The sequence below is a fragment of the Alphaproteobacteria bacterium genome, assembly GCA_019635875.1.
GTDB lineage: Bacteria > Pseudomonadota > Alphaproteobacteria > Reyranellales > Reyranellaceae > JAFAZJ01.
The window spans coordinates 686,074-711,896 of sequence record JAHBYP010000001.1; the positions used below are offsets into that span (position 1 = coordinate 686,074).

At 69.0% G+C, this 25,823-nt stretch carries 24 protein-coding genes; 16 read left to right on the plus strand and 8 right to left on the minus strand.

Annotated features, from left to right (window positions below; all coding sequences use genetic code 11):
• Nucleotides 1–91: 91 nt before the first annotated feature.
• Nucleotides 92–772, plus strand: coding sequence for a methyltransferase domain-containing protein (locus tag KF889_03475; protein MBX3498478.1), 681 nt, complete (start codon nt 92–94; stop codon nt 770–772).
• A gap of 15 nt (nt 773–787) precedes the next feature.
• Nucleotides 788–1,180 (plus strand): MAPEG family protein, encoded by a 393-nt coding sequence (locus KF889_03480; GenBank protein MBX3498479.1) that lies wholly within the window; start codon nt 788–790, stop codon nt 1,178–1,180.
• Nucleotide 1,181: 1 nt separating this feature from the next.
• Here KF889_03480 and KF889_03485 read toward each other — a convergent pair whose 3' ends face one another.
• Entirely contained in the window at nt 1,182–4,700 is a 3,519-nt protein-coding gene (locus KF889_03485) for an FAD-dependent oxidoreductase (protein MBX3498480.1), read from the minus strand.
• A gap of 94 nt (nt 4,701–4,794) precedes the next feature.
• Nucleotides 4,795–6,810 carry a potassium transporter Kup gene (locus KF889_03490; protein ID MBX3498481.1) on the minus strand — a complete coding sequence of 672 codons (2,016 nt, stop codon included), beginning with the start codon at nt 6,808–6,810 and terminating at the stop codon, nt 4,795–4,797.
• Between the two features lie 366 nt (nt 6,811–7,176).
• Here KF889_03490 and KF889_03495 point away from each other — a divergent pair, with 366 nt between their 5' ends.
• Entirely contained in the window at nt 7,177–7,923 is a 747-nt protein-coding gene (locus tag KF889_03495; GenBank protein ID MBX3498482.1) for a hypothetical protein, read from the plus strand.
• A 98-nt stretch (nt 7,924–8,021) separates the two neighbouring features.
• Here the strand turns inward: KF889_03495 and modC are convergent, their stop codons facing one another.
• Genes modC through modA form a run of 3 tightly spaced genes read right to left on the minus strand, consistent with a single transcriptional unit; the run spans nt 8,022 to nt 10,561 of the window.
• Nucleotides 8,022–9,086 carry a molybdenum ABC transporter ATP-binding protein gene (gene modC / locus KF889_03500; protein ID MBX3498483.1) on the minus strand — a complete coding sequence of 355 codons (1,065 nt, stop codon included), beginning with the start codon at nt 9,084–9,086 and terminating at the stop codon, nt 8,022–8,024.
• The gene (gene modB / locus KF889_03505) at nt 9,083–9,778 is read right to left on the minus strand and encodes a molybdate ABC transporter permease subunit (protein ID MBX3498484.1); all 696 of its coding nucleotides are present in this window, start codon (nt 9,776–9,778) and stop codon (nt 9,083–9,085) included. Before modB ends, modC begins: the two co-directional genes overlap by 4 nt.
• 9 nt (nt 9,779–9,787) lie before the next feature.
• A complete protein-coding gene (gene modA, locus KF889_03510; protein ID MBX3498485.1) occupies nt 9,788–10,561 on the minus strand; it encodes a molybdate ABC transporter substrate-binding protein in 774 nt (257 codons plus the stop codon).
• A 129-nt stretch (nt 10,562–10,690) separates the two neighbouring features.
• Between modA and KF889_03515 the strand changes: the two genes are divergently transcribed.
• From KF889_03515 to KF889_03535, 5 genes are all read left to right on the plus strand, one after another.
• The gene (locus KF889_03515) at nt 10,691–11,413 is read left to right on the plus strand and encodes a sulfite exporter TauE/SafE family protein (GenBank protein MBX3498486.1); all 723 of its coding nucleotides are present in this window, start codon (nt 10,691–10,693) and stop codon (nt 11,411–11,413) included.
• A gap of 60 nt (nt 11,414–11,473) precedes the next feature.
• Entirely contained in the window at nt 11,474–11,821 is a 348-nt protein-coding gene (locus tag KF889_03520) for a winged helix-turn-helix domain-containing protein (protein ID MBX3498487.1), read from the plus strand.
• Nucleotides 11,822–11,931: 110 nt separating this feature from the next.
• Nucleotides 11,932–12,975 carry a type III polyketide synthase gene (locus KF889_03525; GenBank protein ID MBX3498488.1) on the plus strand — a complete coding sequence of 348 codons (1,044 nt, stop codon included), beginning with the start codon at nt 11,932–11,934 and terminating at the stop codon, nt 12,973–12,975.
• Complete coding sequence (locus KF889_03530; GenBank protein ID MBX3498489.1) at nt 12,972–13,481, plus strand: hypothetical protein; 510 nt, start codon at nt 12,972–12,974, stop codon at nt 13,479–13,481. The genes KF889_03525 and KF889_03530 overlap by 4 nt, the downstream gene beginning before the upstream one ends.
• A 46-nt stretch (nt 13,482–13,527) precedes the next feature.
• Nucleotides 13,528–15,009 carry a DHA2 family efflux MFS transporter permease subunit gene (locus KF889_03535; protein MBX3498490.1) on the plus strand — a complete coding sequence of 494 codons (1,482 nt, stop codon included), beginning with the start codon at nt 13,528–13,530 and terminating at the stop codon, nt 15,007–15,009.
• On the opposite strand, the gene KF889_03540 is transcribed toward KF889_03535, so the two are convergent.
• Both KF889_03540 and KF889_03545 read right to left on the minus strand, forming a co-directional pair.
• Nucleotides 15,006–16,424, minus strand: a complete 1,419-nt coding sequence (locus KF889_03540) for an MATE family efflux transporter (GenBank protein ID MBX3498491.1) — start codon at nt 16,422–16,424, stop codon at nt 15,006–15,008. The genes KF889_03535 and KF889_03540 overlap by 4 nt on opposite strands.
• A 69-nt stretch (nt 16,425–16,493) precedes the next feature.
• A complete protein-coding gene (locus tag KF889_03545) occupies nt 16,494–17,612 on the minus strand; it encodes a hypothetical protein (GenBank protein ID MBX3498492.1) in 1,119 nt (372 codons plus the stop codon).
• 174 nt (nt 17,613–17,786) lie between these two features.
• Here KF889_03545 and cysG point away from each other — a divergent pair, with 174 nt between their 5' ends.
• From cysG to KF889_03575, 6 genes are all read left to right on the plus strand, one after another.
• Nucleotides 17,787–19,106 carry a siroheme synthase CysG gene (cysG, locus tag KF889_03550; protein ID MBX3498493.1) on the plus strand — a complete coding sequence of 440 codons (1,320 nt, stop codon included), beginning with the start codon at nt 17,787–17,789 and terminating at the stop codon, nt 19,104–19,106.
• Complete coding sequence (locus KF889_03555; protein MBX3498494.1) at nt 19,106–19,420, plus strand: DUF2849 domain-containing protein; 315 nt, start codon at nt 19,106–19,108, stop codon at nt 19,418–19,420. Before cysG ends, KF889_03555 begins: the two co-directional genes overlap by 1 nt.
• Before the next feature lie 7 nt (nt 19,421–19,427).
• Nucleotides 19,428–21,083 (plus strand): nitrite/sulfite reductase, encoded by a 1,656-nt coding sequence (locus KF889_03560; GenBank protein ID MBX3498495.1) that lies wholly within the window; start codon nt 19,428–19,430, stop codon nt 21,081–21,083.
• Nucleotides 21,070–21,570, plus strand: coding sequence for a DUF934 domain-containing protein (locus KF889_03565; GenBank protein ID MBX3498496.1), 501 nt, complete (start codon nt 21,070–21,072; stop codon nt 21,568–21,570). Before KF889_03560 ends, KF889_03565 begins: the two co-directional genes overlap by 14 nt.
• An 85-nt stretch (nt 21,571–21,655) precedes the next feature.
• The gene (locus KF889_03570) at nt 21,656–22,609 is read left to right on the plus strand and encodes a nitronate monooxygenase (GenBank protein ID MBX3498497.1); all 954 of its coding nucleotides are present in this window, start codon (nt 21,656–21,658) and stop codon (nt 22,607–22,609) included.
• 69 nt (nt 22,610–22,678) lie between these two features.
• Entirely contained in the window at nt 22,679–23,206 is a 528-nt protein-coding gene (locus tag KF889_03575; protein MBX3498498.1) for a tryptophan-rich sensory protein, read from the plus strand.
• On the opposite strand, the gene KF889_03580 is transcribed toward KF889_03575, so the two are convergent.
• A complete protein-coding gene (locus KF889_03580; GenBank protein ID MBX3498499.1) occupies nt 23,203–23,469 on the minus strand; it encodes a Usg family protein in 267 nt (88 codons plus the stop codon). The two genes, KF889_03575 and KF889_03580, sit on opposite strands and share 4 nt — an antisense overlap.
• 259 nt (nt 23,470–23,728) lie before the next feature.
• Between KF889_03580 and groES the strand changes: the two genes are divergently transcribed.
• A complete protein-coding gene (gene groES / locus KF889_03585; protein ID MBX3498500.1) occupies nt 23,729–24,046 on the plus strand; it encodes a co-chaperone GroES in 318 nt (105 codons plus the stop codon).
• A gap of 56 nt (nt 24,047–24,102) precedes the next feature.
• Nucleotides 24,103–25,746, plus strand: a complete 1,644-nt coding sequence (gene groL, locus KF889_03590; protein MBX3498501.1) for a chaperonin GroEL — start codon at nt 24,103–24,105, stop codon at nt 25,744–25,746.
• Nucleotides 25,747–25,823 lie beyond the last annotated feature (77 nt).

Here is a 25,823-nt window from a genome sequence, read left to right on the forward strand (position 1 = left end):
GGAATGACAGGGTGGAACGCCATCCAGTATCGTGTTCCCGAAGGCGGCGTCGACGTATCGGCCGTGATTCGTGAACCAAGGCAGGTGAGCGATGGCGAGCGACGGCACGGTGGCGACCTGGCATACGCGGCCGGGTGGCGATGACGGGATGGGCGATGCGCATACGCCGGTGTGGCGGCGCATGATCGAGGTCTCGAAGCTCGGCGATCTTTCCGGCAGCGACGTGCTGGATTTCGGCTGCAACCAGGGCGGTTTCCTGCGACTGCTGCACGCGACGCATCCGTTCCGCTCGGGTATCGGCATCGACATCGCGCGCGAGTCCGTTGCACGAGCCGAGGCGCTGAAGGGTGACCGGCCGTTGAGCTATCACGTGGGTTCCGAGGTCGCGAAGCTGGGCCGGCGCTTCGATCTCACCTTCAGCCACGAGGTGCTCTATCTGCTGCCCGATCTCGCCGCGCATGCGCGCGACATGGCCGACGTGCTGAAGCCGGGCGCGTCGTACATCGCGGCGATGGGCTGTCATCGCGACATGCCGCTGTGGCCGCGCTGGCGCGCGCTGATCGCCTCGATGTCGACGGTGAAGGTGCAGGACCACTCGCTCGACGATGTCGCGCGCGCCTTCGGCGATGCGGGATTCGGCGTCGCCGCGCGCTCGCTGCAGCTCGAGGACTTCCTGCCCGTCAGCCCCGGCAATCAGCACTATCCCCGTGTCGTCGACCTGATCCGCTACTATACGATCGACAAGGTGCTGTTCCGCTTCACGCGCGGATAGGGGGAGACAATGACCGTGCCGGTGATTTCCGCGTTCTATGGCGGGTTGCTCGGAATCCTGGCCATCGTGCTGGCGGTGCTGGTGATCAACCAGCGCCGCGTCACGCATGTCGGCATCGGCGACGGCGGCCACAAGAACCTGGCGCTGGCGGGACGCGCCTTCGGCAATTTCACCGAGTACGCACCGCTCGCACTGGTGCTGTTCGTGCTGCTCGAGCTCTGTGGCGGGCCACGCCTGGCGGTGCATCTGTGCGCCGGCGGCTTCCTCGTCGGCCGCATCGGCCATGCCTACGGCATCAGTCGCAGCTCGGGCGAGAGCGTCGGCCGCGCCGTCGGCGTGACGCTGACCTTCCTGTCGATGCTCGTCGCAGCGATCTGGCTGATCGTGATCGCAGCACCGAAGCTCTGAGCTACTCCGCCGCCAGCGCCCGCACGCCCTCGGCCTTCAGCGCACGGTCGAGCCAGAGCTTCGACAGCTTCTCCTGCAGGCCCTGCTGCGTCAGGCGCTGGCGCAGGTTGGCGAAGTCGACCAGGTCCATGCGCTGGTCCTGGTTGAAGCAGGAGAACACCACGGTCTCTCTGCCGGAAGCCGGATCGACATGGCGCTGCAGGCACTGCGCGCAGATCTCCTTCATCATGCACTGCATCGGCGAGTTGATGCTGGCGATCGCATGATGGTCGGCGCGCTCGATGAAGGGAGCCAGCACGCCGTGCCGCGCCAGCCGCACCGCGTTCATCATGCCATCGGAGCCGATGGCGATGATGCGGTCGAGCGAGCGATAGGAAATGGCCTGCTCGCCCAGCTCGCCCGAAGCATAGGCGCGCATGGCCTCGACGATGTTGGCGACGATGGCGCGGTCCTGCTTGCGGCCCGGCGCGAAGCCCGGCGCCTCGTCGCAGCACCACACCACGACGTCGGCCGCGGCCTCGATCTCGGCCACCTTGTAGCGGTCGATCACGCGCTTGTAGCCGGCGAAGTACAGCACCTTCGAGCCGGCGGCGCGCAGCGCGGCGCCGATCGAGAACAGCACCGCGTTGCCCAGGCCGCCGCCCACCAGCACCACGGTCTCGCCCGCCTCGACCTCGGTCGGCGTGCCGGTCGGGCCCATCAGGATCACCGGCTCGCCCGGCTTCAGGTGTGCGCACAGATCCGACGAGCCGCCCATCTCCAGCACGATCGTCGACAGCAGGCCGCTTTCCTTGTCGCACCAGGCGCCGGTGAGCGCGATTCCCTCCATCGCCAGCACCGTGTCGTCGACGCGTCGCGCATGCGCCTCGAAATTCTGCAGGCGGTAGAACTGGCCGGGCTCGAAGGCGCGCGCCGCGGCCGGCGCCTTGACCACGACCTCGACGATGGTCGGCGTCAGGCGATGTACGGCATGCACCGTGGCGCGCAGCTCGGCATTGGAACGGTCGATCAGCGCCCGGGGTGTCGCGGCCGCCGGCACCCTGGCCAGCATGCGCGAGACCACGGGATAGCCCTGCTTGGTGCCGCCCATCGCCTTCACCACGTTGCCGGCGAAGGACGGATGCAGGTCGCCCCAGAACGACACCGTGCGACCATCGCCGTGCCGGTACATCAGCACCTGCGGCGTCGCCGGCTTGGCGATGCGCTCGGGCGCGACCGGATTGCCATCCTCGTCCAGTGCCCGGAAGTACTTGCCGTCGAGCATCGCGTGCGAACCGTCCTCGCGCGCCAGCACGGTGTTGGGCTGCGTGCCGGCGGCGACCAGGATCGAGCGCGCCGGCAGCACGGTCTCGAAGGCCACGCCGTCCTTCTCGCCTTTCACCTTCAGGCCGCTGGCGTGGCCGTGTTCGTCGATCTCGACGGCGACGGGCGTCAGGCCCTCGGCGAAGCGGATGCCCTCCTCCAGCCCCTTGTGAACCTCCTCGTGGTTCAAGGTGTAGGAGGGTGAATCGATCATGCGCCGGCGATAGGCGATGGTGACGCCGCCCCAGTTCTCGGCCAGGCGCGCGAACTCGGGTACGCGCCCTTCGCGCTCGGCCGCCTCGCGCTCGCCGTGCAGCGCGCGGGCGTGGATCAGGTACTCGGTGGCGATCTCGCGCTCCTCGGCACTCCAGCCGGCCTGCACCGCCGACTCGCCGCGCTCGGCGACCAGTGTCTCGTAGCGCGCCAGGAACTTCTCGACCTGCAAGGTGTAGTAGGCGAGCGATTCGGTGGCGGTGTCGATCGCCGTCAGGCCGCCGCCGATCACGACGACAGGCAGGCGGATCTGCAGATTGGCCAGGCTGTCCTTCTTGGCGGCCCCCGTGAGCTGCAGCGCCATCAGGAAGTCCGAGGCCTGCCGCACGCCGCGCGCCAGGCCGTTGGGCATGTCGAGCACGGTGGGCTTGCCGGCGCCCATGCACAGCGCGATGTGGTCGAAGCCCATCGCGAAGGCGCTCTCGATGGTGAGCGCTCCGCCGAAGCGCGTGCCGCCGACCATCGCGAACTCGGAGCGCCGCTCCAGCAGGAGGCGCACGGTCTTGAGGAAGTTCTTGTCCCAGCGCACGGTGATGCCGTACTCGGCGACGCCGCCGAAGCCCGCCAGCACGCGCTCGCCCAGATCCTCGCGCAGTTCCTCGAAGTCCTTCAGCGGCGCGAAGGGCACGCGGCCGCCGGCCTCGTTCACGCCGCATATCCCGGGCTCGATCGGCTCGATCTTCAGGCCGTCGATGGCCACGACGTGGTGGCCGTCGTTGATCAGGTGATGCGCCAGGTTGAAGCCGGCCGGCCCGAGACCCACCACCAGCACCGTGCGGCCGCTCGACGGCCTGGGCAGCGGCCGGCGCAAATTCATCGGGTTCCAGCGGGTGAGCAGCGAGTAGATCTCGAAGCCCCAGGGCAGCGACAGCGCGTCCTTGAGCGTGCGCGTCTCGATCTGCGGGATGTCGACCGGCTCCTGCTTCTGATAGATGCAGGCCTTCATGCAGTCGTTGCAGATGCGGTGCCCGGTGGCGGCGCAGAGCGGGTTGTCGACGGCGACGATGGCGAGCGCGCCCAAGGTGTAGCCCTGGCCCTTCACCAGGTTCATCTCGGAGATCTTCTCCTCGAGCGGGCAGCCGGCGAGCGTGACGCCGAACGGGCTCTTGGTGAAGGCGCCGGTCTTGCGGTCCTTGTAGCCGCGCGAGCAGCTGTCCTTGCCCTGGTTGTGGCACCAGATGCAGTACTGGGTGTGATCCAACGCGTAGGCGAGGTCGCCGCCCTGGTCGGTGAGGTGGAAGCCATCGCGCGGACGGATCAACGCTCGGGGCAGCTTCATCTTCACCACGCCGTCGACCGTCTCGGTCTCGACCGGCACCAGCTTCTCGAAGTCCAGCTTGTGCGGCTGCTTGAACAGCGCGCCGGCGCGATGGCGCGCCTTGCCGTCCTTCGCGAACAGCGCCCAGGCGGCGTAGCGCGTCAGCGCCTCGACCTCGGGCGTCGGCGTCGCGACCTTGTACTCGGCGTCGAGATGGCGCGGCACCGTCGTGGCGAAGGCCAGCTCGCGCGCTTCCAGGTCGAGCGAGGCATCGGCGAGATCGATGCCGACCACGGCATTGGCCGCCGCCGTGACGGCGGCGCCGTCGAGCGCCTCGGCCGCCGGCTGCTTGATGGCGCGCGCGGCGTGGCGCTGCACGAAGAGGCGCTTGCAGTCGTAAAGCGGCATCAGCCGCGCGTGCGTCGCGCGCAGCGCCAGGTTGGGCGGGGTGACGCCGAAGAGATCGGCGAGGAAGTCGTCGAGATGCGGCGCCAGATCGATCAGCAGCGTCGACTCGTCCTTGGCCGCCAGCGAATCGGGCGCGGCGCGCGCGGCGACGAGGCGGTTGTGCAGGGCGGCGTCGACGCCCGCGAGACCCGACACGAACGCCGCATCGAGCCGGCTGAGCCCGTCGCGCGCGTGGAGGTCTTCGAAGGTCAGGCCGTGCCTGAGGGAGAGGGCAGACATCAGGTCCAAACGCTGATCGTTAGTGTACGAACGTTCTTAGTTTAACCCGCGGCAGGCACGGCATCAAACAAGCATGTCTTACGCCGGGATAAGGTCAAACCTCGACTTGTGCCCCAAGTTCCACCGCCCGGTTGGGCGGGATGCGGAAGAAGATCTTGGTCGCCGCCGCCGTGGTCGACAGCGCGATGAAGATGCTTTGCCGCGCCCGGCCGAGCGGCGAGCGGGCCGAGGGCACCAGGGTCTCGCGGCCGAGGAAGAACGAGGTCTGCATCTCGTCGTAGGCCAGCCCGTGCTGGCGACATCGCGCCAGCGCTGCCGGCACGTCGGGCTGCTCCATGAAGCCGTAACGCGCCACCACGGTGTGGAAACCCTTGCCCAGGCGCCGCACCTCGACGCGCCGCGTCTCGGCGACGCGGGGTATGTCCATGGTCAGCACGTGCATCAGGATGACGCGCTCGTGCATGACCTTGTTGTGCTTGAGATTGTGCAGCAGGGCGAGCGGCACGGTGTTGACGTCGCCGGTCATGAACACCGCAGTTCCGGCCACCCGCATCGGCGCGCGCTCCATGCGTTCGAGGAACTGCTCGACCGGCAGGGAGCTGCCCTGCAGCTGCTCGTAGAGCAGCGCGCGGCCGCGCCGCCAGGACGAGATCAGGTACCAGGTGGCGGCTGCCATGAGAAGCGGGAACCAGGCGCCGTCGGGGATCTTCAGCACGGTCGCCGAGAAGAAGGCGAGGTCGATGGCCATCAGTGCGCCGAAGGCGCCGATCGCCAGCAGCGGATGCCAGCGCCAGATCAGGATCGCGACGATGCAGGCGAGGACGGCATCGATCGCCATGGCGCCGGTGACCGCGATTCCGTAGGCGCCGGCAAGGTTGCTCGACGAGCCGAAGCTCACTACCAGGGTGATCACGCCGGCCATCTGCAGCCAGTTCATCCTCGGCACGTAGATCTGGCCGATCGCCTTCTCTGAGGTATGCAGGATGGTCATGCGCGGCAGCAGGCCAAGCTGGATGGCCTGGCGGGAAAGCGAGGCCACGCCCGAGATGGTGGCCTGCGAGGCGATGATCGCCGCCAGGGTCGACAGCGCGATCATCGGGATCAACGCCCAGTCGGGCACCATCTCGAAGAACAGGTGGTCGAGCGCCTCGGGCGTGTGCAGCAGCAGCGCGCCTTGTCCGAAGTAGTTCAGCACCAGCGCCGGCAACACGACGGCGAACCACGCCAGCCTGATCGGGCGACGGCCGAAGTGACCCATGTCGGCGTAGAGCGCCTCGCCGCCGGTCACCGCCAGCACCACGGCGCCCAACACGACGAAGGTCTTCCAGCCCAGCAAGGACATGAAGGCGATGCCATGGCGTGGGTCGAGCGCCGCCAGCACGCCGGGATTGTGCACGATCTGCCACAACCCGGTCGTGGCCAGCACCGCGAACCAGATCATCATCACGGGGCCGAACAGTCGGCCGACGCGTTCGGTACCGCGCGACTGGAAAAAGAAGAGCGCGAAGAGGATGACGACGGCGGTCGGGACGATAAAGGGCTGAAGTGCGGGCTGCAGCTTCTGGATGCCCTCGATGGCGCTCAGCACGGTGACCGCCGGCGTGATCAGGCCGTCACCGAAGAACAGCGCCATGCCGATGATCGACAGCAGCATGATGACTCCGCGCCGACTGACCGCGCCCGGCGGCAATGCGTTGCCGGCGAGCCGAGCCAGCGCCAGCACGCCGCCTTCGCCGCGGTTGTCGGCGCGCAGGATCAGTACGAGGTACTTGACCGTGACGGTGAGGATCAGCGCCCAGAACACGAGCGAAAGCGATCCGAGCACGGCCGCCTCGCCTTTGCCGGAATCTCCCGCCTTGGCGAAGATCTCGCGCATCGTATAGAGCGGGCTGGTGCCGATGTCGCCGTAGACCACGCCGAGCGCGCCCAGGGCCAGCACCCCGACCGGTCCCTTGGGGAGATGGTAGTCGCCCTGGTCGCTCTGCTCGTGCTGCAGGGCCTCGTCGGCAAGAAGCGGGGGACGGGAATCCTCGGCGAAGGCATCGGCGGGGCGATGACCATTGCCATTGGCCGGGTCCGTCGCCTTGGGAGCGCCTGGGGTTTGTTCCATGTCGCGAGCGAACTCCTGACCGTGACCTTCCCCAGGTGCTGACGGTTCTCCCGAACCGGGTCGCGGCGGGGCCGGGTGATGCACCCGGGCCGGAGATGAGTCAAGCCAAGGCGTCGCCCGGGCTCCGCATGAGGCCGCCTCATCCTGAAGTTGTTTGGCAGGCTGCGCGGCCAACCCGGTGTCGGTACCCGACAAGCTGTGGATAAGAGTCGGATTTTCCAGCTGTTTCAGGGCACTAGAGGGTCTCAAGAGTCCTCGTTTGTGTCCCGCGGGGCACTCCCGGATCATGTCTGTGGGGGCTGTGACAAGAGGGACGTCATGCGTGACGCGGCGGACAGGTTCGTCCGTTGGGCTGGCGCGTGCGCGGTGGCCGTGGTTGTCGCCGCCTGCGTGCCGCGGCACGCCATCGTGCATGACATCGCCGCCGCACCGGCGGGCTGGGGAGCGATCGCGGCCAAGGACTGGAAGGCGCTGGTGGTCGGCGGCGCCGATGACCGGCCGATCTACGATTTCGCCGCCGAGGATCTGGCGGGCCGCCTGCGCGATGCCGGCGTCAGCCGGGTGGCGCTGCACACCGCCTCGCTGACCGCGCCCGACGGCTCGGCGCGGCCGCCCGCCCGGCTGTCCAGCCTGCGCCAGTCGCTCTCGCGCCTGGGCTCGCGGCAGGGCGAGGCCTGCCTGCTCTTTTTCAGCTCGCATGGCGAGGAGGGCATGCTGCGCCTGGCGGGCGAGCCCAATGGCCGTCGCGCCTCGCCGGCCGATATCGACCGGCTGGCGACGGCAGCCTGTGGCGATCGGCCGACCGTGCTCGTGCTGTCGGGCTGCGAGACCGGCTCGTTCATCACCGCCCGGCTCGAGCGGCCCAACCGCATCATCATTGCCGCCGCCGCGCGCGGCCGCGCCACCTACGCCGCGAAGCTCGACGAGCGCCACGGCGCTTTCGACCGCTGCCTGATCGGCGCCTACGATTCCGGTGCCGGCACCTGGCGCGAGCTGTTTGCGCGCGTCCTGCCCTGCGTCGCCGAGCGCGAGGCGTGGCTCGGCGTGCCGGCCTCGCGGCCGCAGGCGTCCTTCGGCGCCGCTGTCGCCGACCTCAGGCTGCCGGCGCGCTGAAGGGAGTTTTGTTCAGACAGGTTCAATCGATCGCAGCACTACCTTCCCCCGCTGGCCAGCGGGGGGAAGGTAGTCGGCTCACTCAATCCGCTTGCGATCTATTCGCGTTCCAGCGCCACGGTCTTGATCAGGGCCACCACACGCTTGCCTGGGGCGAGCGCCAGTTCCTCGGCCGCCTTGGCGCTGACGCGCGACCACAGCGGCGCGCCGATGTCGAGCTTGACGTCGACGATGAACCGGCTGGGCCGCGCCATGTCGGCGATCGTCGCCTCGAGGCGGTTCTGAATGCTGATGCCGGTCGGCACCTCGAGCGCCAGTGACACGTCCCGCGCCAGGATGCGCACGCGCACCGCGTCGCCGATCGGTTGCTCGATCGCGGGCGTCACCAGCTCGCGGCCGGCGCCGACCTCCAGCACCGTCAGGCCGAAGCGGCCGTCGTGGCGCTTCAAGACGGCGCGCAGCACGCTCGCCGGCCCGTGCTCGTCACCGATCGCGCCGCCGCTCAGCATCTCCTCGACCGGGCCGACTCCGGTGATGCGGCCGTGCTCGATGCGCACGACCTTCTGCGCCAGGCGCACGACCTCCTCGACGGCGTGGCTGACATAGAGGATCGGCAGGCCGAAGCGATCGCGCAGGCGTTCGATGTACGGCAGCACCTCGGCCTTGCGCTCGCGGTCGAGCGCCGCCAGCGGCTCGTCCATCAGGAGCGCGCGTGGCTGCGACAGGAGCGCGCGCCCGATGGCGACGCGCTGTCGCTCGCCGCCGGAGAGCGTGCCCGGCCGCCGCTCCAGCAGATGGCCGATGCCGAGCAGGGCGACGACGTCGTCGAAGCTGGCGATGCGCCGGCCGCCGCGCGCGCCGCGCTCGCCATAGCGCAGGTTGGACACGACGCTGAGATGCGGGAAGAGCCGCGCGTCCTGGAAGACGTAGCCCAGGCGCCGACCCTCCGGCGGCACATTGGTCCCTCCATCTGCGAACAGCGTCTCGCCCTCGACGACGACGCGGCCGCGGTCCGGACGGCGCAGGCCGGCGACGCAGTCGATGATGGTCGACTTGCCCGAACCCGAGCGGCCGAACAATGCCGTGACGCTGCCGGCGGGCGCATCGAAAGCGGCAGCGAGGTCAAAGTCGCCGATGCGCAGGGCGATGTCGACCTCGATCACTGGAGCGCTCCGATGCGCCGGCTGAGCGCGCGGTTCAGGAGCTCGGCGCCGGCCAGCGCCGCCAGCGCCACGGCGATCGAGATCAAGGTCAGGCGCAGCGCCGGGCCGTCGCCGCCGGGCACCTGCGTGTAGGCGTAGATCGCCAGCGGCAGGGTCCGGGTCTCGCCGGGGATGTTCGATACGAAGGTGATGGTGGCGCCGAACTCGCCCAGCGAGCGCGCGAAGGACAGCACCGCACCGGCGAGCACACCGGGCGCCATCAGCGGCAGGGTGATGGTGAGGAAGACCCGCCATGGCGGCGCTCCCAGCGTGCGCGCCGCCTGCTCGAGCCTGCGATCGACGGCCTGCGCCGACAGGCGGATCGCCTGCGTCATCAGCGGAAAGCCCATGACCGCGGCGGCCAGCACCGCGCCGCGCCAGGAAAAGGAGAAGTCGATGCCGAACCATTCGCGCAGCGGCGCGCCCAGTGGGCCCCTGGGCGCGAACAGCACCAGCAGCACGTAGCCGACGACGACCGGCGGCAGCACCAGCGGAAGGTGCAGGGTCGCATCGATCGCCGCCTTGCCGGGGAAGCTGTAGCGAGCCAGCGCCCAGCCGATCGCGATCGCCGGCACCAGGCTGACCGCGACGCTCCACGCCGCGACCTTCAGGCTCAGCAGAAGGATGCCGAGTTCCTCGGGGGACAGGATCATGCCGTCACGTCACTTCGGCGGCGGGCCGAAGCCCGAATCCGCCAGCGTCTTCTGCGACTGCGGTGTCGTCAGGAAGTCGAGGAAGGCCTGCGCGCGCGGGCTCCTCACGTTGGCGGTGACGGCCATCGGATAGACCACGGGCGGATGGCTTCCTTCGGGGAAGGTGGCGACGATGCGTACCTTCGGCTCGGCCCTGGCGTCGGTGCCGTAGACGATGCCCAGCGGCGCCGCGCCGCGCGCCACGAAGGCCAGCGCGTCGCGCGCGTTCTCGGCGCGCGCGATCCTGCCCGCGACCTGGTCCCAGACGCCGAAATGCGTCAGCGCCGCCTTGGCGTAGCGCCCGGCCGGCACCGTATCGGGATCGGCCAGCGACAGACGGCCGCCGTCCAGCGCCGCGGCGATGGCGAAGTTCGTGCCGGGTGTCAGCAAAACCCTGCTGTCGGCAGACGCGACGATCACCAGCAGGTTGGTCGCCAGCGCGCGCCGCGTCTCGAGCTTCACCGCCTTCCTGTCGACGACGTGCTTCATCCACGGCTCGTCGGCCGAGATGAACACGTCGCCCGGTGCGCCGTTCTCGATCTGCCGCGCCAGGGCGGAGGAGGCGGCATATACCGGAACGCATTTCGGTTCGCCTCGCGCCGCCCAGGTCTGGCAGAGCCTGTCGAGCACGCTCGACAGGCTGGCTGCGGCCAGCACGCGGATTTCCTGCGCCGCGACACCGCTCGACGATGTCGCGACGAACAGGATTGCCGTGAAGCATCGCCGCCAGCCACGATGCCGCATGAAGCACCTCGCCCGTGCAGCGTTTCGCTATATCCAATTGAACATATCGAGCAATCGTCTGTCCACCGGCTTGGCTCGCCCTGCGGCCGGTGGAGCGACGTCGGCTGGTGGGCTAGGCTCGATCGACGCATGCACGTCATTGTCGTCCTGTTGGCGCTCGCCACCGTCTCGTTGATCTACGCGACCGTCGGGCAAGCCGGCGGAACCGGCTTTCTCGCCGTGATGGCGTTTGCCGGCATGCCTGCGGAGCAGCTGCGTCCCACGGCGCTCGGTCTCAACTTCGTCGCCGCGAGCTACGCGACCTGGCGGCTGCAGGTGGAGCGGGCCATCGAATGGCCGCTCCTGCTGCGGGCCGTCGTGCCGTCGATTCTGGCCGCCTTCCTGGGTGGGCTGGTCACGCTGGAAAGCCGCATCTACTACACGCTGACGGGCTGCTTGTTGTTGTTCGCCGCGGCGATGATGGTGGCCAGGCTGAGACCCGCCCAGGCGACACGTTCGCCGATGCTGGGGATGGGCGTGGTCGGCGCGCTCGCCGGCTTCGCCTCCGGTGTCATGGGTATCGGTGGTGGCGTGTTCCTGGCGCCGGCAGTCGTCGGGCTCGGCTGGGTCACGGCGCGCCGGTCGGCTGCGCTGTCTGCGCCATTCATTCTTGCCAACTCGATCGCGGGACTTGCCGGCGCGCTGCTCGCGGGCCTGCAGCCCGCCCCCGGAACACCGCTGTTTGCCGTCGCGGCACTGGCCGTGGCCGTTGTCGGAACGATGATCGGCCTGTGGTTCATGTCAGAGCGCGCGACCCGCGCCATTCTCGCCGTCATCCTGGCGGCTGCTGCGCTGCGGCTCCTGACCCGCTGACGTCCGGGGCTCGCTGTGCCTGCACTTGGCGCCCGGCCCGCACCATGGTCTAGTCGAGACATGGCCAAGCTCAATGTCCGCATCGAGTTCGGCGGCGAGGATGCCCTCGGTCCCGGCAAGATCCGCCTGCTCGAGCTGATCGAGTCGAGCGGCTCGATCGCTGCGGCGGGGCGCGACATGGGCATGTCGTACCGGCGCGCCTGGCTTCTGATCGAGGAGGTCAATCGCTGCTTTCGCAGGCCGGTGGTGGAAAAGCGTACCGGCGGCAGCCAGGGCGGCGGTGCGGCGTTGACTTCCTTTGGCCAGGCGCTGGTCACGCACTATCGCGCCATCGAGACCAAGGCCGCCTCGGCTGCCGCGCCGCATCTGAGAGCCCTGCACCGCGAATTGCGTGCTGGCAGGTCGTGATCGCCTTGCATCAGCCGTTCTCTCGCGAAAAGGTGTAGTGCCACAAGGCACAGCCGCTGGCACCCGACGGTGTTATCGGTAGATCGGTGACGTCGTCGGGAGAGTGGTCCATGTCCGAACGCCCACGCCTGCTCGCGTTGAGCACGGCCGTTCCGCCTTACGTGCTGGATCAGCGGGACGTCTGCGTACGCGCTTCGCGTGTGCTGGGCGGGCGCCTGGATCTGGAGAAGCTGTTGCCGGTCTTCGGCAACGCCGGCATCGAGCGCCGGTACTCCTGCGTGCCGATCGATTGGTACGAGCAGTCGCATGGCTGGCGGGAACGCAGCCAGCTGTTCGTCGACAACGCCGTGGCGCTGCTCGAGCGCATCACGCTGGACTGCCTCGACGAGGCCGGACTGCGCCGCGAGGACATCGACGCCATTGTCGTCGCCTCGACCACCGGCATCGCCACGCCCAGCCTCGACGCGCTGCTGGTCGAGCGCCTTGGTCTGCGCCGCGACATCCGCCGCCTGCCGATCTTCGGCCTGGGCTGTGCCGGCGGCGTCACCGGGCTGGCGCGCGCCGTCGACCTGGCGATGGCGGCGCCCGGCTCGCGCGTGCTGTTCCTCGTCGTCGAGCTCTGCGCGCTGACCTTCCGGCGCGACGACTTCGATCGCAGCAACATCATCGCCGCCGCGCTGTTCGGCGACGGCGCCGCCGGCGCGATCGTTTCGACCGAAGGCGACGGCGCGGCCTTCGGGCCGGCGGGCGAGCACACCTGGCCGGATTCGCTGGGCATCATGGGCTGGGACGTGCAGGACGACGGGCTCAAGGCGATCTTCGCGCAGAGCATCCCGGGCCTGGTGGAGAACGGCCTGCGTGCGGTCCTCGACGACTACCTCGCGCGCCACCGCCGCTGCATATCGTCGGTCGACGGCTTCGCCTGTCATCCCGGCGGCGCCAAGGTGCTCGACGCGCTGGAGGACTCGTTTGAGCTGCAACGCGGCGCGCTCGAGGACAGCCGCGTCACCTTGCGTGACTTCGGCAACATGTCGGCGGCCACCGCGCTCTTCGTGCTCCAGCGCATGAAGCCCAGGCTGGACACGCAGCGTACCCTGCTGAGCGCCCTGGGGCCGGGCTTCTCGGCCAGCTTCCTGATGCTCGACGGCAGATGATCGCCGCGCTCGCCATCGTCGGCCTGGTCGCGCTGCAGCGGCTGGGCGAACTGGTCTACGCCCGGCGCAACACGCGCGCGTTGCTGGCCAAGGGCGCGGTCGAGGTCGGCCGCGCGCATTATCCGCTGTTCGTGCTGCTGCACGCCTCGTGGCTGCTCGCGATCGTGGCGATGCTGCCGCCGGCGCCGCCGATCCACTGGCCGGCGCTGGCGGCGCTGGTGGCCTTGCAGGCGCTGCGGCTCTGGGTGATCGCGACCCTGGGCCCGTACTGGACGACGCGCATCCTCACCCTGCCCGGCGCGCCGCTGGTGCGCGGCGGCCCGTACCGCTTCCTGCGCCACCCCAACTACGCCGTGGTGGTGGGCGAGATCGCCGTGCTGCCGCTGGTGTTCGGCCTGGTCGGCGTCGCGATTGTTTTCTCGATCCTCAACGCCCTGCTACTGTGGTGGCGCATCCGCGTCGAGGACCAGGCGCTGGAGTCGAGGCGGGGAAGACCGGGTGGTTGAAGCAAGAGCCCGCGACGGCGCGGGCGCCTGGATCGGCTTTCTCGCGATGTGCGTCGCCATGTTCATGGCGATCCTCGACATCCAGATTGTCGCCAGCTCGCTCACCACCATCGGCACCGCGCTGCGCATCCCGCACGAGGACCTCAGCTGGGTGCAGACCGCCTACCTCGTGGCCGAGGTGATCGCCATCCCGCTGTCGGGCTGGTTGACCCGCGCCTTGACTCTGCGCTGGGTGATCGCCGGGGCAACCATGGGCTTCACGCTGAGCAGCGTCGGCTGCGCCCTGTCCGGCGACTTCGCCAGCCTGATCGCGGTGCGCACGGTGCAGGGTTTCTTCGGCGGCCTGCTGATCCCCGGCGTCTTCACCTCGGTGTTCATCATGTTCAACCCGTCGCGGCAGATGGCGGCGGCGGCGGTCGCCGGCAGCTTTGCCATGGTGGCGCCGACGATCGGCCCGGCGCTCGGTGGCTGGCTGACCGAGACGGCGTCGTGGGAATGGATGTTCCTGATCAATCTGCCGCCCGGACTCGCGGTCGTCGCGGTCGCCACCCGCTTCGTGCCCGGCTCGATGCCGGACTGGGCGTCGCTGCGGCGCATCAGCGTGTCGACCGTCCTGTGCGCGGCGATCTTTCTCGGCGGGCTGGAGCTCTTGCTCAAGATCGGGCCGCGCAACGGCTGGGGCGGGCCGGTGGTCCTGGCTCTGTTCGCGATCTGCCCGGTGGCCGCGGTGGCGATGGTCCGGCTGTGCCTGACGCGACCGCATCCCTTCGTCGACCTGCACCGTTTCCGCGACGTCGCCTTCTCGATCGGCTGCGGCCTGAACTTCACCATCGGCGCGGGCCTCTACGGGGCCACCTACCTGATGGCGGTCTTCCTCGGTTTGGTGCGCGATCTCGGCCCGCTGGGCATCGGCACGATCATGGCCGTGATGGGCGCCGCGCAGCTCCTCGTCGCGCCGCTCGCCGCCTGGCTCGAGCCGCGGGTCGAGGCGCGCCGGCTGACTGCCCTCGGCTTCGCGTTGTTCGCCGCCGGCCTGATCGCCAACGGCTTCACCACGCCGCGCTCCGGCTTCGACGATCTGTTCTGGCCCCAGGTGATGCGCGGCGTCAGCGTGCTGCTGTGCGTGCTGCCGGTGACGCGCCTGGCGCTCGACGGCTGGAACGACGACGACTCGGCGGAGGCCAGCGGCGTGTTCAACCTCAAGCGCGCTTTGGGCGGCGCCATCGGCATCGCGCTCATCGACACCATCCTCGAACGGCGCACGCCGGGTCACGCCGCCGATCTGGTCGAGCGCCTGCAGGCCGGCGAGCGTGAGGCCGCCGCCTTCGTCGGCCTGCCCCTGGAGCGCTTCATCGGCGTGCCGCTGCCGCCGCTCGACGCGGCGACCCAGGAAGCCCTGCGGCCGCTGGTCGAGCGCGCCGCGCTGACGGTATCGTTCAACGAGGCCTGGCTGGCGGTCGGCGCGACGTTCGTGCTGGCGATGTGCGTCGTGCCGTTCATCCCGCGACGACGGCGCGGCGCGCCCTAGCGACCGCGCCAGGGCCTGACGAGCAGTGCCACGAGATTGGCGCTGCCGAAGACGACGATGGCGATGGCGACCGCCCAGAACAGGCCGTCCTGGCCCAGGCCCCAGACATGCACCGCGAGCCAGCCGCCGCCGGCCGCCAGCGCCAGGCGCAGGAAGGCGATGGCCAGCGGCACGCCCTGGCGCCCGGCGCCCTGCGCGGCGAAGTTCAGCGCCATGCCCAGGCCGAAGAAGGCATAGAACGGCGCGGCGCGCGTCAGGTAGGCCACGCCGGTCTGCTGCACGGCGGCATCGGCGCTGAAGATCGACATCCAGCCCTGCGGGAAGATCGCCGCCAGCACGCCGACAACGCCGGTCAGCGCCGCGGCCATCAGCGAGCCGATGACGGCGACGCGCACCGCACGCTCCCACTGGCCGGCGCCGACGGCGATGCCGACCAGCGTGGTGAGCGCCGAGCCGATGCCGAAGGCCAGCGGTACCAGCATGAACTCCAGCCGCGAGCCGACGCCGTAGCCGGCCAGCGCCGCCACGCCGAAGCCGGCGACCAGCAGGGTGACCAGGATGGTCGTGAGGTTGGCGATGATCGCTGAAATCGAGGAGATCAGGCCGACGCGCAGGATCGGCGCGAACAGCGAACCCCTGAGCGAGATGCCGCGCAGCGACGGCGCAATCCCGGCGGCGCCGCGGTGCAGCGACCGGGCCATCAGGCCGGCGGCGAGCAGCGCGGTGAGGATCGAGGATACGGCGGCGCCGGCGATGCCCATGCCGCCCCAGCCGCCGACACCCAGCGCCAGCACATAGGTCAGCGGGATCTGCAGCAAGGAGCTCAGCAGCATCGCCTTGCCCGGTAGCGCAGCGTTGCCGGCGCCGCGGATGATCGAGGACAGCGCGAACATCGCCCAGTGCGCGGCGGCGCCGGCGAAGACCATGTCGGAATAGGTCAGCGCATAGGCCAGCACGAGGGCCGGATCGCCGCCGGCCCCCGCGCCATTGGCGCTGCGCAGGCTGCCCAGAAGGCGATAGATATCGGCGCCGAAGACGCGCATGCCGATGGTGAACAGCAGCGCGAAGCCCAGCGCCACGACGAGCGCATGCACGACCAGCGCGCGCACCTCGGCGGTGCGTCCGCCGCCCGAGGCGCGGGCGATCGCCGAGGCGATGCCGCCGCCGATGCCGCCGGCGGCCATCATGGTCATCAGCATCAGGAGCGGGAAGACCAGCGCGAAGCCGGCGAGCGCCTCGGTGCCGAGCTGGCCGATCACCCAGGTTTCGGCGACGCTGACGCCCGACTGCGCGATCATCACCGCCGTGGTCGGCAGCGCCAGCCGCGCGATGATCGGCACCGGCGGCGCCTCCAGCAGCGGATGCGGCTTGGGCGGCGCGGGCAGTTCGCGCAGGATTGGAGCTGAATCGGGCATGCGAGGCTCGGCGGTCTGGTTAATGAGTGTATATGCACGAATCTCGGCCGGGCGCCATACGCGTTCCGCTCATGCTAGGGTGAGCGACAACGCGAGGACGGGATCATGGCGGAGCGCGACGAGGACAGATCGAGGCCGATGGCCACCGGCACGAAGCAGCTCGAGACGGACCGCGCCATCGTCTGGGAATGGCGCATGCCGCCGGGCGCGCGCACCGGCTGGCACCGGCACGGCCACGACTACATCGTCGTGCCGCTGGTCGACGGCAAGCTCGGCGTCTGGACCGGCGCGCAGTACGTCGAGTCCGACATGAAGGTCGGTGTGTCCTACGCCCGCGCCGTCGGCGTCGAGCATGACGTGATCAACCCCAATCCCCACGAATACGTCTTCATCGAGATCGAGCTGAAGCCGTAGCGATCTGTCATCCCGAGCGATGCCCGCGGACATCGCCTGCTGCAGCAGGGCGACGTCGGTGGCGATCGAGATGAAATCGTAGCCCCGGGCCACGAAGCCGGCCGCCTCCTCGGCGTCGCGCGCCAGGCGACCGGCGGATTTGCCGTGCTTGCGGCAGGCGGCGATGGTGGCACCCTCATGCGCCTGAAAGCGCTGGTCGTCGAAGGCGCCGGGCATGCCCATCGCCACCGACAGATCGTTGTGGCCGATCCACAGCACGTCGACGCCGTCCATCGCCGCCATCTGGTCGGCGCATTCGGCGCCGGCCGGATCCTCGATCTGCAGCATCACGATGGTGCGATCATTCTGGGCGGCGAAGCGCTCGGCGAGCGGCGCGCCGCTCATGCTGTAGCGCTCCATCGCCAGGCCCAGCGCCACGCCGCGCCTGCCCTGCGGGAAGTACTTCACCGCGTCGAGCACGGCGCGCGCCTGCTCGACCGAGGTGACCATCGGCACCATCACGCCGTCGGCGCCGATGTCCATGATGCGCGCGATGTGGTCGTAGGCCTTCGACGGCGCGCGCACGATGACCGGCAGGTTGCCGGCGTGCATGTACTTGATGCCGGCGCGCACGGTATCGAAGCCGAAGCCGCTGTGCTCCATGTCGATCACGACGAACTCGGCGCCGGCGGCACCCAGGATCTGCCCGATCGCCGGCACGGCGAACTCGAAGACAAAGGTGCCGATTTTCGGCGGCCTCGTGCCGACCGCCGCCCGCAATCCCGTCCTGGCCATGGCATTTCCCCCTCAAGTGGCGGCAGGACGCTAGTCGGTCCGGCAATGTCTCAAAACAACATCTATAGACTGTTCAATAGGAACGTTATGCATTCCTGTTAGGTAAATTATTTTGTATTGGCCCCGGTGAAGGGGCCAATTGGAGGGCGACGGCTTTTGCCGGGAGAGCGCCCCTTGGACCACCTGCCGATCTTCATGGCTCTGCACGGCAAGACGGCGCTGGTCGTCGGCGGCACGGCGGCCGCCGACCAGCGCGCCGCGCTGCTGGCCAGGGCCGGCGCCTCGGTGCGGCGCGTGGCGTCGCAGACCGTGGTCGCGGCGGACTTCGTCGACGTCGCCCTGGGCTTCGTCGCCACGGGCAATCGCGATCTCGACCGCCTCGTCGCCGGCTGGGCGCGCGCGGCCCGGGTGCCGGTGAACGTCGTCGACCGGCCCGATCTCTGCGACTTCATCATGCCGGCGATCGTCGACCGCGACGGCGTCGTGGCGGCGATCTCGACCGGCGGCGCCTCGCCGACCCTGGCACGGCTGCTGCGCGAACGGATCGAAGCGGCGCTGCCGGCGCGCATCGGTGCGCTGGCGAAATTCGCCGCGCGCTTCCGCAACGCCGCCAGGAGCGTCGGCAACCGTCTTCATTTCTGGGAGCGCGCGCTCGATGGCCCGATCGGCGAGCTCGTGCTGGCCGGCCGCGACGCCGAGGCCGAGATCGCCATGCGTGAAGAACTCGCGCGCGGCGAGGGCGGGCAGGGCGTGGTGCACATCGTCGGTGCCGGCCCGGGCGATCCGGAGCTGCTGACCCTGCGCGCGCTGCACCTGCTGCAGCGTGCCGACGTCGTCCTGCACGACGATCTCGTCGCGCCGGCGATCCTCGACTATGCGCGCCGCGACGCTCTCCTGGTGCCTGTAGGCAAGCGCAAGGGCCGCCACAGCCACAAGCAGGACGAGATCAATGCGCTGATCGTCGAGCATGCGCGCGCCGGCAAGCGCGTGGTGCGGCTGAAGGGCGGCGATCCTTTCGTCTTCGGCCGCGGCGGCGAGGAGCTCGAGCATGTGCGCCAGGCGGGTATCGAAGCCTTCGTCGTGTCCGGCATCACCGCGGCGCTGGGCTGCGCCGCCGCGACGGGCATCCCATTGACCCATCGCGATCTGGCGCAGTCCGTGACCTTCGTCACCGCGCATGGCCGCGACGGCGAGCCCGATATCGACTGGCGGGCCGCTGCGCGGCCGGGCCAGACCACCGTGGTCTACATGGGGCTCTCCCAGGCCCCGCGCGTGCGCGATCGATTGCTGGCGGCGGGGACCCCACTCTCCCTGCCCGTCGCCATCGTCGATCGCGGCACGCGCCCCGATCAGCGCGTCTCCATCGGCACGGTCGGTTCGCTGGCGGCGCTGGCGGCACGGCACGCCGGCGGCGGACCCGCCCTCATCATCATCGGCGAGGTCGCCGCGTTGGCAAACGCCGGCCTGCCCGCCCGTCTTGCGGAGGCTTCGTGATGGCCAAGGCTGCCAAATCCACCCTGCAGATCGCCACCGCCAACCGCCTGCGCGACGGCGCGGTCGTCTTCCTGGATGCCGACGGCACCTGGTCGACGTCGCTGGCCGACGCCCAGGTCGCGCGCACCGCGGCCGACGCCGAGCGGCTGGTGGCGATCGCCAATCGCGACGCCGCGACCGTGATCGTGGGGCCCGCGCTGATCGCCGTCACCGACCACGACGGCGCGATCGAGCCGGTCGACCTGCGCGAGCGCATCCGCGCCAATGGTCTCACCATCGACACCATCGCGGCCGACGCCGTGCGTTACCTCTGAGCCTGCGATGTACACCTACGACGAGCACGACCGCACTTTCGTCGCCGAGCGCGTCGCGCAGTTCCGTGATCAGGTGAACCGGCGTCTGGCCGGCGAGCTGACGGAGGAGCAGTTCAAGCCGCTGCGCCTGACCAACGGCCTGTACCTGCAGCTGCACGCCTACATGCTGCGCGTGGCGATCCCCTACGGCACACTGTCGTCGAAGCAGATGCGCATGCTGGCGCATATCGCGCGGCGCTACGATCGCGGCTACGGCCATTTCACCACGCGCCAGAACATCCAGTTCAACTGGATCAGGCTCGAGGACGCCGCCGACGCGCTCGACGATCTGGCCTCGGTCGAGATGCACGCGCTGCAGACCAGCGGCAACTGCATCCGCAACACCACCGCCGACCAATGGGCCGGCGTCGCCGTCGACGAGATCGAGGATCCGCGCGTCTGGTGCGAGATCATCCGCCAGTGGTCGAGCCTGCACCCGGAGTTCACCTTCCTGCCGCGCAAGTTCAAGATCGCCGTCACCGGCTCGCCGCACGATCGCGCCGCGGTGCGCGTGCACGACATCGGGCTGCGGCTGCATCGCAACGAGGCGGGCGAGACCGGCTTCGAGGTGATCGTCGGCGGCGGGCTGGGCCGCACGCCGATGATCGGCAAGACCATCCGCGAGTTCCTGCCCAAGCGGCATCTGCTGTCCTATCTCGAGGCGATCCTGCGCGCCTACAATCTCGCCGGCCGGCGCGACAATCTCTACAAGGCGCGCATCAAGATCCTGGTGCACGAGATCGGCACCGAGGAGATGCGCCGCCGCGTCGAGGCCGAGTGGGACGCGATCCGCGACGGCGCGCTCGAGCTGTCGCCGCAGACCGTCGCCGCCATCACCGCCCACTTCGCGCCGCCGGCCTATCAACCGCAGCCCGCCGTCGATCTCGCGGTCGAGCGGCTGCGGCTGGAGAACGCCGGCTTCGCGCGCTGGCTGAAGACCAACGTCGCGCCGCATCGCCAGCCGGGCTACGCCATCGTCAACCTGTCGCTGAAGCCCGAGGGCGCGCCGCCGGGCGACGCCAGCGCGGCGCAGATGGAAGCCGTCGCCGACCTGGCGCAGGCCTACAGCCACGAGGAGATCCGCGTTTCGCACGAGCAGAACCTGGTGCTGCCGCATGTCCGGCGCGCCGACCTGCCGGCGCTGTGGCGCAAGCTCGAGGCGATCGACCTGGCGACGCCCAATCTCGGCCTGGTCAGCGACATCATCGCCTGCCCCGGCCTCGACTATTGCGCGCTGGCCAATGCCCGCTCGATCCCGGTGGCGCAGCAGATCACCAAGCGCTTCGCCGATCTGAAGCGCCAGCACGACATCGGCGAGCTGAAGATCAAGATCTCGGGCTGCATCAACGCCTGCGGCCATCACCACGTGGGCCATATCGGCATTCTCGGCGTCGACAAGAACGGCGAGGAATTCTACCAGATCACGCTGGGCGGCGACGGCAGCGAGACCACGTCGCTGGGCCGCATCGTCGGCCCCGCAGTGCCGGCCGACGGCGTGGTCGACGCGATCGAGAACCTGATCGAGACCTATCTCGCCACGCGCCGCCCGGGCGAGCGCTTCGTCGACACCTATCGCCGCCTGGGCGATGCCCCGTTCAAGGAGCGCCTCTATGCCGCTGCTTAAGGCCGGACGTCTGGTCGAGGATCCCTGGCGCGTTGTCGACGACGCCGCGCCGCTGTCGGCGAGCGAGCCGGTGATCGTCTCGCTCGCGCGCTTCCAGGCCGAGCGCCAGACACTGCTGGAGCGCTGGGCGCCGCTGGGCGTGAAGCTGCGCAACAGCGACGCGATCGACGCGTTGGCCGGCGTCGTCAATCGCTTCGCGGTGATCGCGCTGGAATTCCCCAAGTTCAGTGACGGTCGCGCCTACAGCCAGGCCCGCGGCCTGCGCGAGCGCCTGGGATTCGCCGGCGAGCTGCGCGCCACCGGCGACGTGCTGATCGACCAGGCGCTGTTCATGCGCCGCTGCGGCTTCGACGCCTATGAGATCGCCGAGGCAGCGCGCGCGCCGCGCTTCGTCGAAGCCTTCCGGACCTTCAGCGTGTTCTACCAGCCGGCCGGCGACGGCAGCGCGCCTGTGGCGGCGCTGCGCCGCTACGCCTCGGCGGCATGACGCGACTCGGGAGCACCGTGGTCCCGCCGGCATCATAGGAAGAGCCGGCAAGACGCCGGTGCCCCCAGTCGGCTAGCGTGACGGCATGTCATTGTCGCCCGAGCTGTCGTCCCGCCTGTCGTTGCCATTGATCGCGGCGCCGATGTTCCTGGTCTCCGGCGTCGAGCTGGTGGTCGCCGCCTGCGTCGATGGCGTGGTCGGCTCGTTTCCCACCGCCAACGCCCGCACGATCGAGGAACTCGATGCCTGGCTGGGCGAGATGCGCGGCCGCGTCGGCGAGGCCGAGCAGCGCGCCGGCGGCCGGCTGGCGCCGATCTGCCCCAACTTGATCGTCCACCGCTCCAACACACGCCTGGCCGACGACCTGCAGGTGCTGCTGCGCCATCGCGTCGAGCTGGTGATCGCCAGCGTCGGCAGCCCGCACAACGTGATCGGGCCGCTGCACGATATCGGCTGTCGCGTCTTTACCGACGTCGCCTCCCTGCGCCACGCCGAGAAAGCGATCGAGGCGGGAAGCGACGGGCTCGTGCTGCTGACGGCGGGTGCCGGCGGGCAGACCGGATGGGCCAATCCGTTCGCCTTCGTGCGCGCTGTGCGGGCGATCTGGGACGGGCCGCTGGTGCTGGCGGGCGGCATCGCCGATGGCCGCGCCCTGCGCGCCGCCGAGGTGCTGGGCTGCGACCTCGCCTACATGGGCACCAAATTCATCGCCACGCGCGAGAGCATGGCCAAGGAGGCCTACAAGGCCATGCTGGTGTCGGCGCGGCTCGACGACGTGCTGCTGACCCGCGCCTTCACCGGGCTGGAAACCAACATGCTCAGGCCCTCGATCGTCGCCGCCGGCGTCGACCCGGACAATCTGCCGGCGCGCGGCGGCATCGACGTCGCCAAGGACATCAACAGCGGAACGCGCGAGCAGGGGACGCGGCGCTGGAAAGATATCTGGAGCGCGGGCCACTCGGTGTCGGGCGTGGCCGATATCCCGGCGGCGTCGGACCTGATCGCCCGCACCCGCCAGGAGTACCGCGAGGCTTTCTGACATATGGGATGACAATTCGTTGAATTTATAGTATGTTAGTGAAATATCTTAAGGTAACTCTTTGGGAACATGGCGTTACACTTCCTGTCCGACGACGCCGAACGCTACCTGCCAGCCACGGCGCTGCGGCGGGCGGGCATGTTCGTCTTCTTCCTGGTCGTCGTGACGCTGGTCTGCGGCATCGGGGCGTTCTACTCGCCGACGCACGATCCGCTCTGGTGGAACGCGCTGAAGAAGCCCGTCGGCATGCCGCCAAGCTGGATCATCCCGCCGATCTGGATGGCGATGTACGTCGCCATGGCGGTCGCGGTCTGGCTGGTCTGGCGCAGCGCCCCCTGGCACCGCACCGGCCCGGCGCAGCTCCTGTGGTGGACCCAGTTGACCCTCAACGCGATCTGGATGCCGTTGTTCTTCGGCACCCATCGCGTCGGCCTCGCGGTTGCGGTGATCTTCGTGCTGCTCGTGGCGATCGGCGCCACCCTCGGCACCTTCCGCCAGCACTCCAGAATCGCCGCCTGGCTGCTCGTACCCTATGTCGTCTGGGTCGGCTTCCTGGCGATGCTGAGCATGCAGATCTGGCAGCTCAACCTGGCTTAGTGCACCGTCGCCAGGATCTGGGCGAAGCGGAACTCGGCCGGCTGGATGAGGCCGGCGCTGGCGATGCGCACGCGGTGCAGTTTGCCGTCCAGGTTGGTCTGCCAGAAGGTCAGGAACTTCGTCAGCACCGGGTACTTCGGCGCGATGTCGAGATCCTGCCAGATGAATGTCTGCAGCAGGTTCTGATGATCCGGCAGGAAATAGAGGATCTCCGCGGTGGTCAGTCGGTAGTCGCGCAGCTGCTTCTCGAAGGCATCAGACATCTCGAACACCTCTTCGCGGGTGGATTCAAACGTCGAGGGACGTCGATGGTCTCGCGAGATTCATGCCAACGCAATGGAAATCGCGTTTGAAATCAACATATTAGCAGCCATGCGACACGATTGCTGCTGATCCTTGACTAAATTCGGGCAAACCCCTACATCCCGCGCGCGTTTGGCACTCACGATTCAGGAGTGCTAACAGCAATCTTGTTACCCGGCCCTGAGAGGGGCCTCGTTTGACCCAAGGAGGAGGGAGTTCATGAGCTTTCGTCCGCTGCATGACCGCGTCGTGGTGAAGCGCGTCGCGGAAGAAGAGAAGACCAAGGGTGGGATCATCATCCCCGACACCGCCAAGGAAAAGCCGATGGAAGGCGAGATCGTCGCCGTCGGCCCGGGCGCCCGCGACGAGAAGGGCACTCTGGTGCCGCTCGACGTCAAGGTCGGCGACCGCATCCTGTTCGGCAAGTGGTCGGGCACCGAGGTCAAGCTCGACGGCGTCGATCTGCTGATCATGAAGGAGAGCGACGTCATGGGCATCCTCGAGGCGCCCGCGAAGTCCGCCAGGAAAGCCGCCTGAGACCGTCGCGCATCGCGCACGGTCTTTTTTGTTGAACCGAATTCCACGAGGGAACAATGGCTGCCAAAGACGTACGTTTTTCCGGTGACGCGCGCGACCGCATGCTGCGCGGCGTCGACATCCTCGCCAACGCGGTGAAGGTGACGCTGGGTCCGAAGGGCCGCAACGTCGTGCTCGACAAGAGCTTCGGCGCGCCGCGCATCACCAAGGACGGTGTGACGGTCGCCAAGGAGATCGAGCTCGCCGACAAGTTCGAGAACATGGGCGCGCAGATGGTGCGCGAGGTCGCCAGCAAGACCAACGACGTGGCCGGCGACGGCACCACGACGGCGACCGTGCTGGCCCAGTCGATCGTCCGCGAGGGCGCCAAGCTGGTCGCCGCCGGCATGAACCCGATGGATCTGAAGCGCGGCATCGACCTGGCGGTCGACGCGGCGGTCGAGGACATCAAGGGCCGCGCCAAGAAGATCACCACTTCGGACGAGGTGGCACAGGTCGGCACGATCTCGGCCAACGGCGAGGAGTCGATCGGCAAGATGATCGCCGAGGCGATGAAGAAGGTCGGCAACGAGGGCGTGATCACGGTGGAAGAGGCCAAGAGCCTCGACACCGAGCTCGACGTCGTCGAGGGCATGCAGTTCGACCGCGGCTACCTGTCGCCGTACTTCATCACCAACGCCGACAAGATGACCTGCGAGCTCGAGCAGCCGTTCCTGCTGCTGTTCGAGAAGAAGCTCTCGGGCCTGCAGGCGATGCTGCCGGTGCTCGAGGCGGTCGTGCAGTCGGGCAAGCCGCTGCTGATCGTCGCCGAGGACGTCGAGGGCGAGGCGCTTGCCACGCTGGTCGTCAACAAGCTGCGCGGCGGCCTGAAGGTCGCGGCCGTCAAGGCGCCGGGCTTCGGCGATCGCCGCAAGGCGATGCTCGAGGACATGGCGATCCTGACGGGCGGCCAGCTGATCAGCGACGATCTCGGCATCAAGCTCGAGAACGTCACGCTCGACATGCTGGGCAAGGCGAAGCGGGTGCTGATCCAGAAGGAGAACACCACGATCGTCGACGGCGCCGGCAAGAAGAAGGACATCGAGGCGCGCATCGGCCAGATCAAGGCGCAGATCGAGGAGACCACCTCGGACTACGACAAGGAGAAGCTCCAGGAGCGTCTCGCCAAGCTGGCCGGCGGCGTCGCCGTGATCAAGGTCGGCGGCTCGACCGAGGTCGAGGTCAAGGAGCGCAAGGATCGCGTCGACGACGCGATGCACGCCACGCGCGCCGCGGTGGAAGAGGGTGTCGTCGCCGGCGGCGGCTCGGCCCTGCTCTATGCCATCCGCGCCCTCGACAAGCTGCGCACCGCGAACGCCGACCAGAAGGCGGGCATCGACATCATCCGCCGCGCGCTGCAGTCGCCGGTGCGGCAGATCGTCGACAACGCCGGTCACGACGGCTCGGTCGTCGTCGGCAAGCTGCTCGAGTCGAAGGACACCAACTTCGGCTTCGACGCGCAGAAGGGCGACTACGTCAACATGATCAAGGCCGGCATCATCGATCCGACCAAGGTCGTGCGCACGGCGCTGCAGGACGCGGCCTCGGTCGCCGGCCTGCTGATCACCACCGAGGCGATGATCGCCGAGCGGCCGGAGAAGAAGGCCCCGCCGATGCCGGGCGGCGGCATGGGCGGCATGGGCGGCGACATGGACTTCTAAGGTCCGTCGCCGATCCTGCCGGATCGGAAGTGGAGGGCCGGGGAGCGATCCCCGGCCCTTCTTCTTTGCGTGTATGA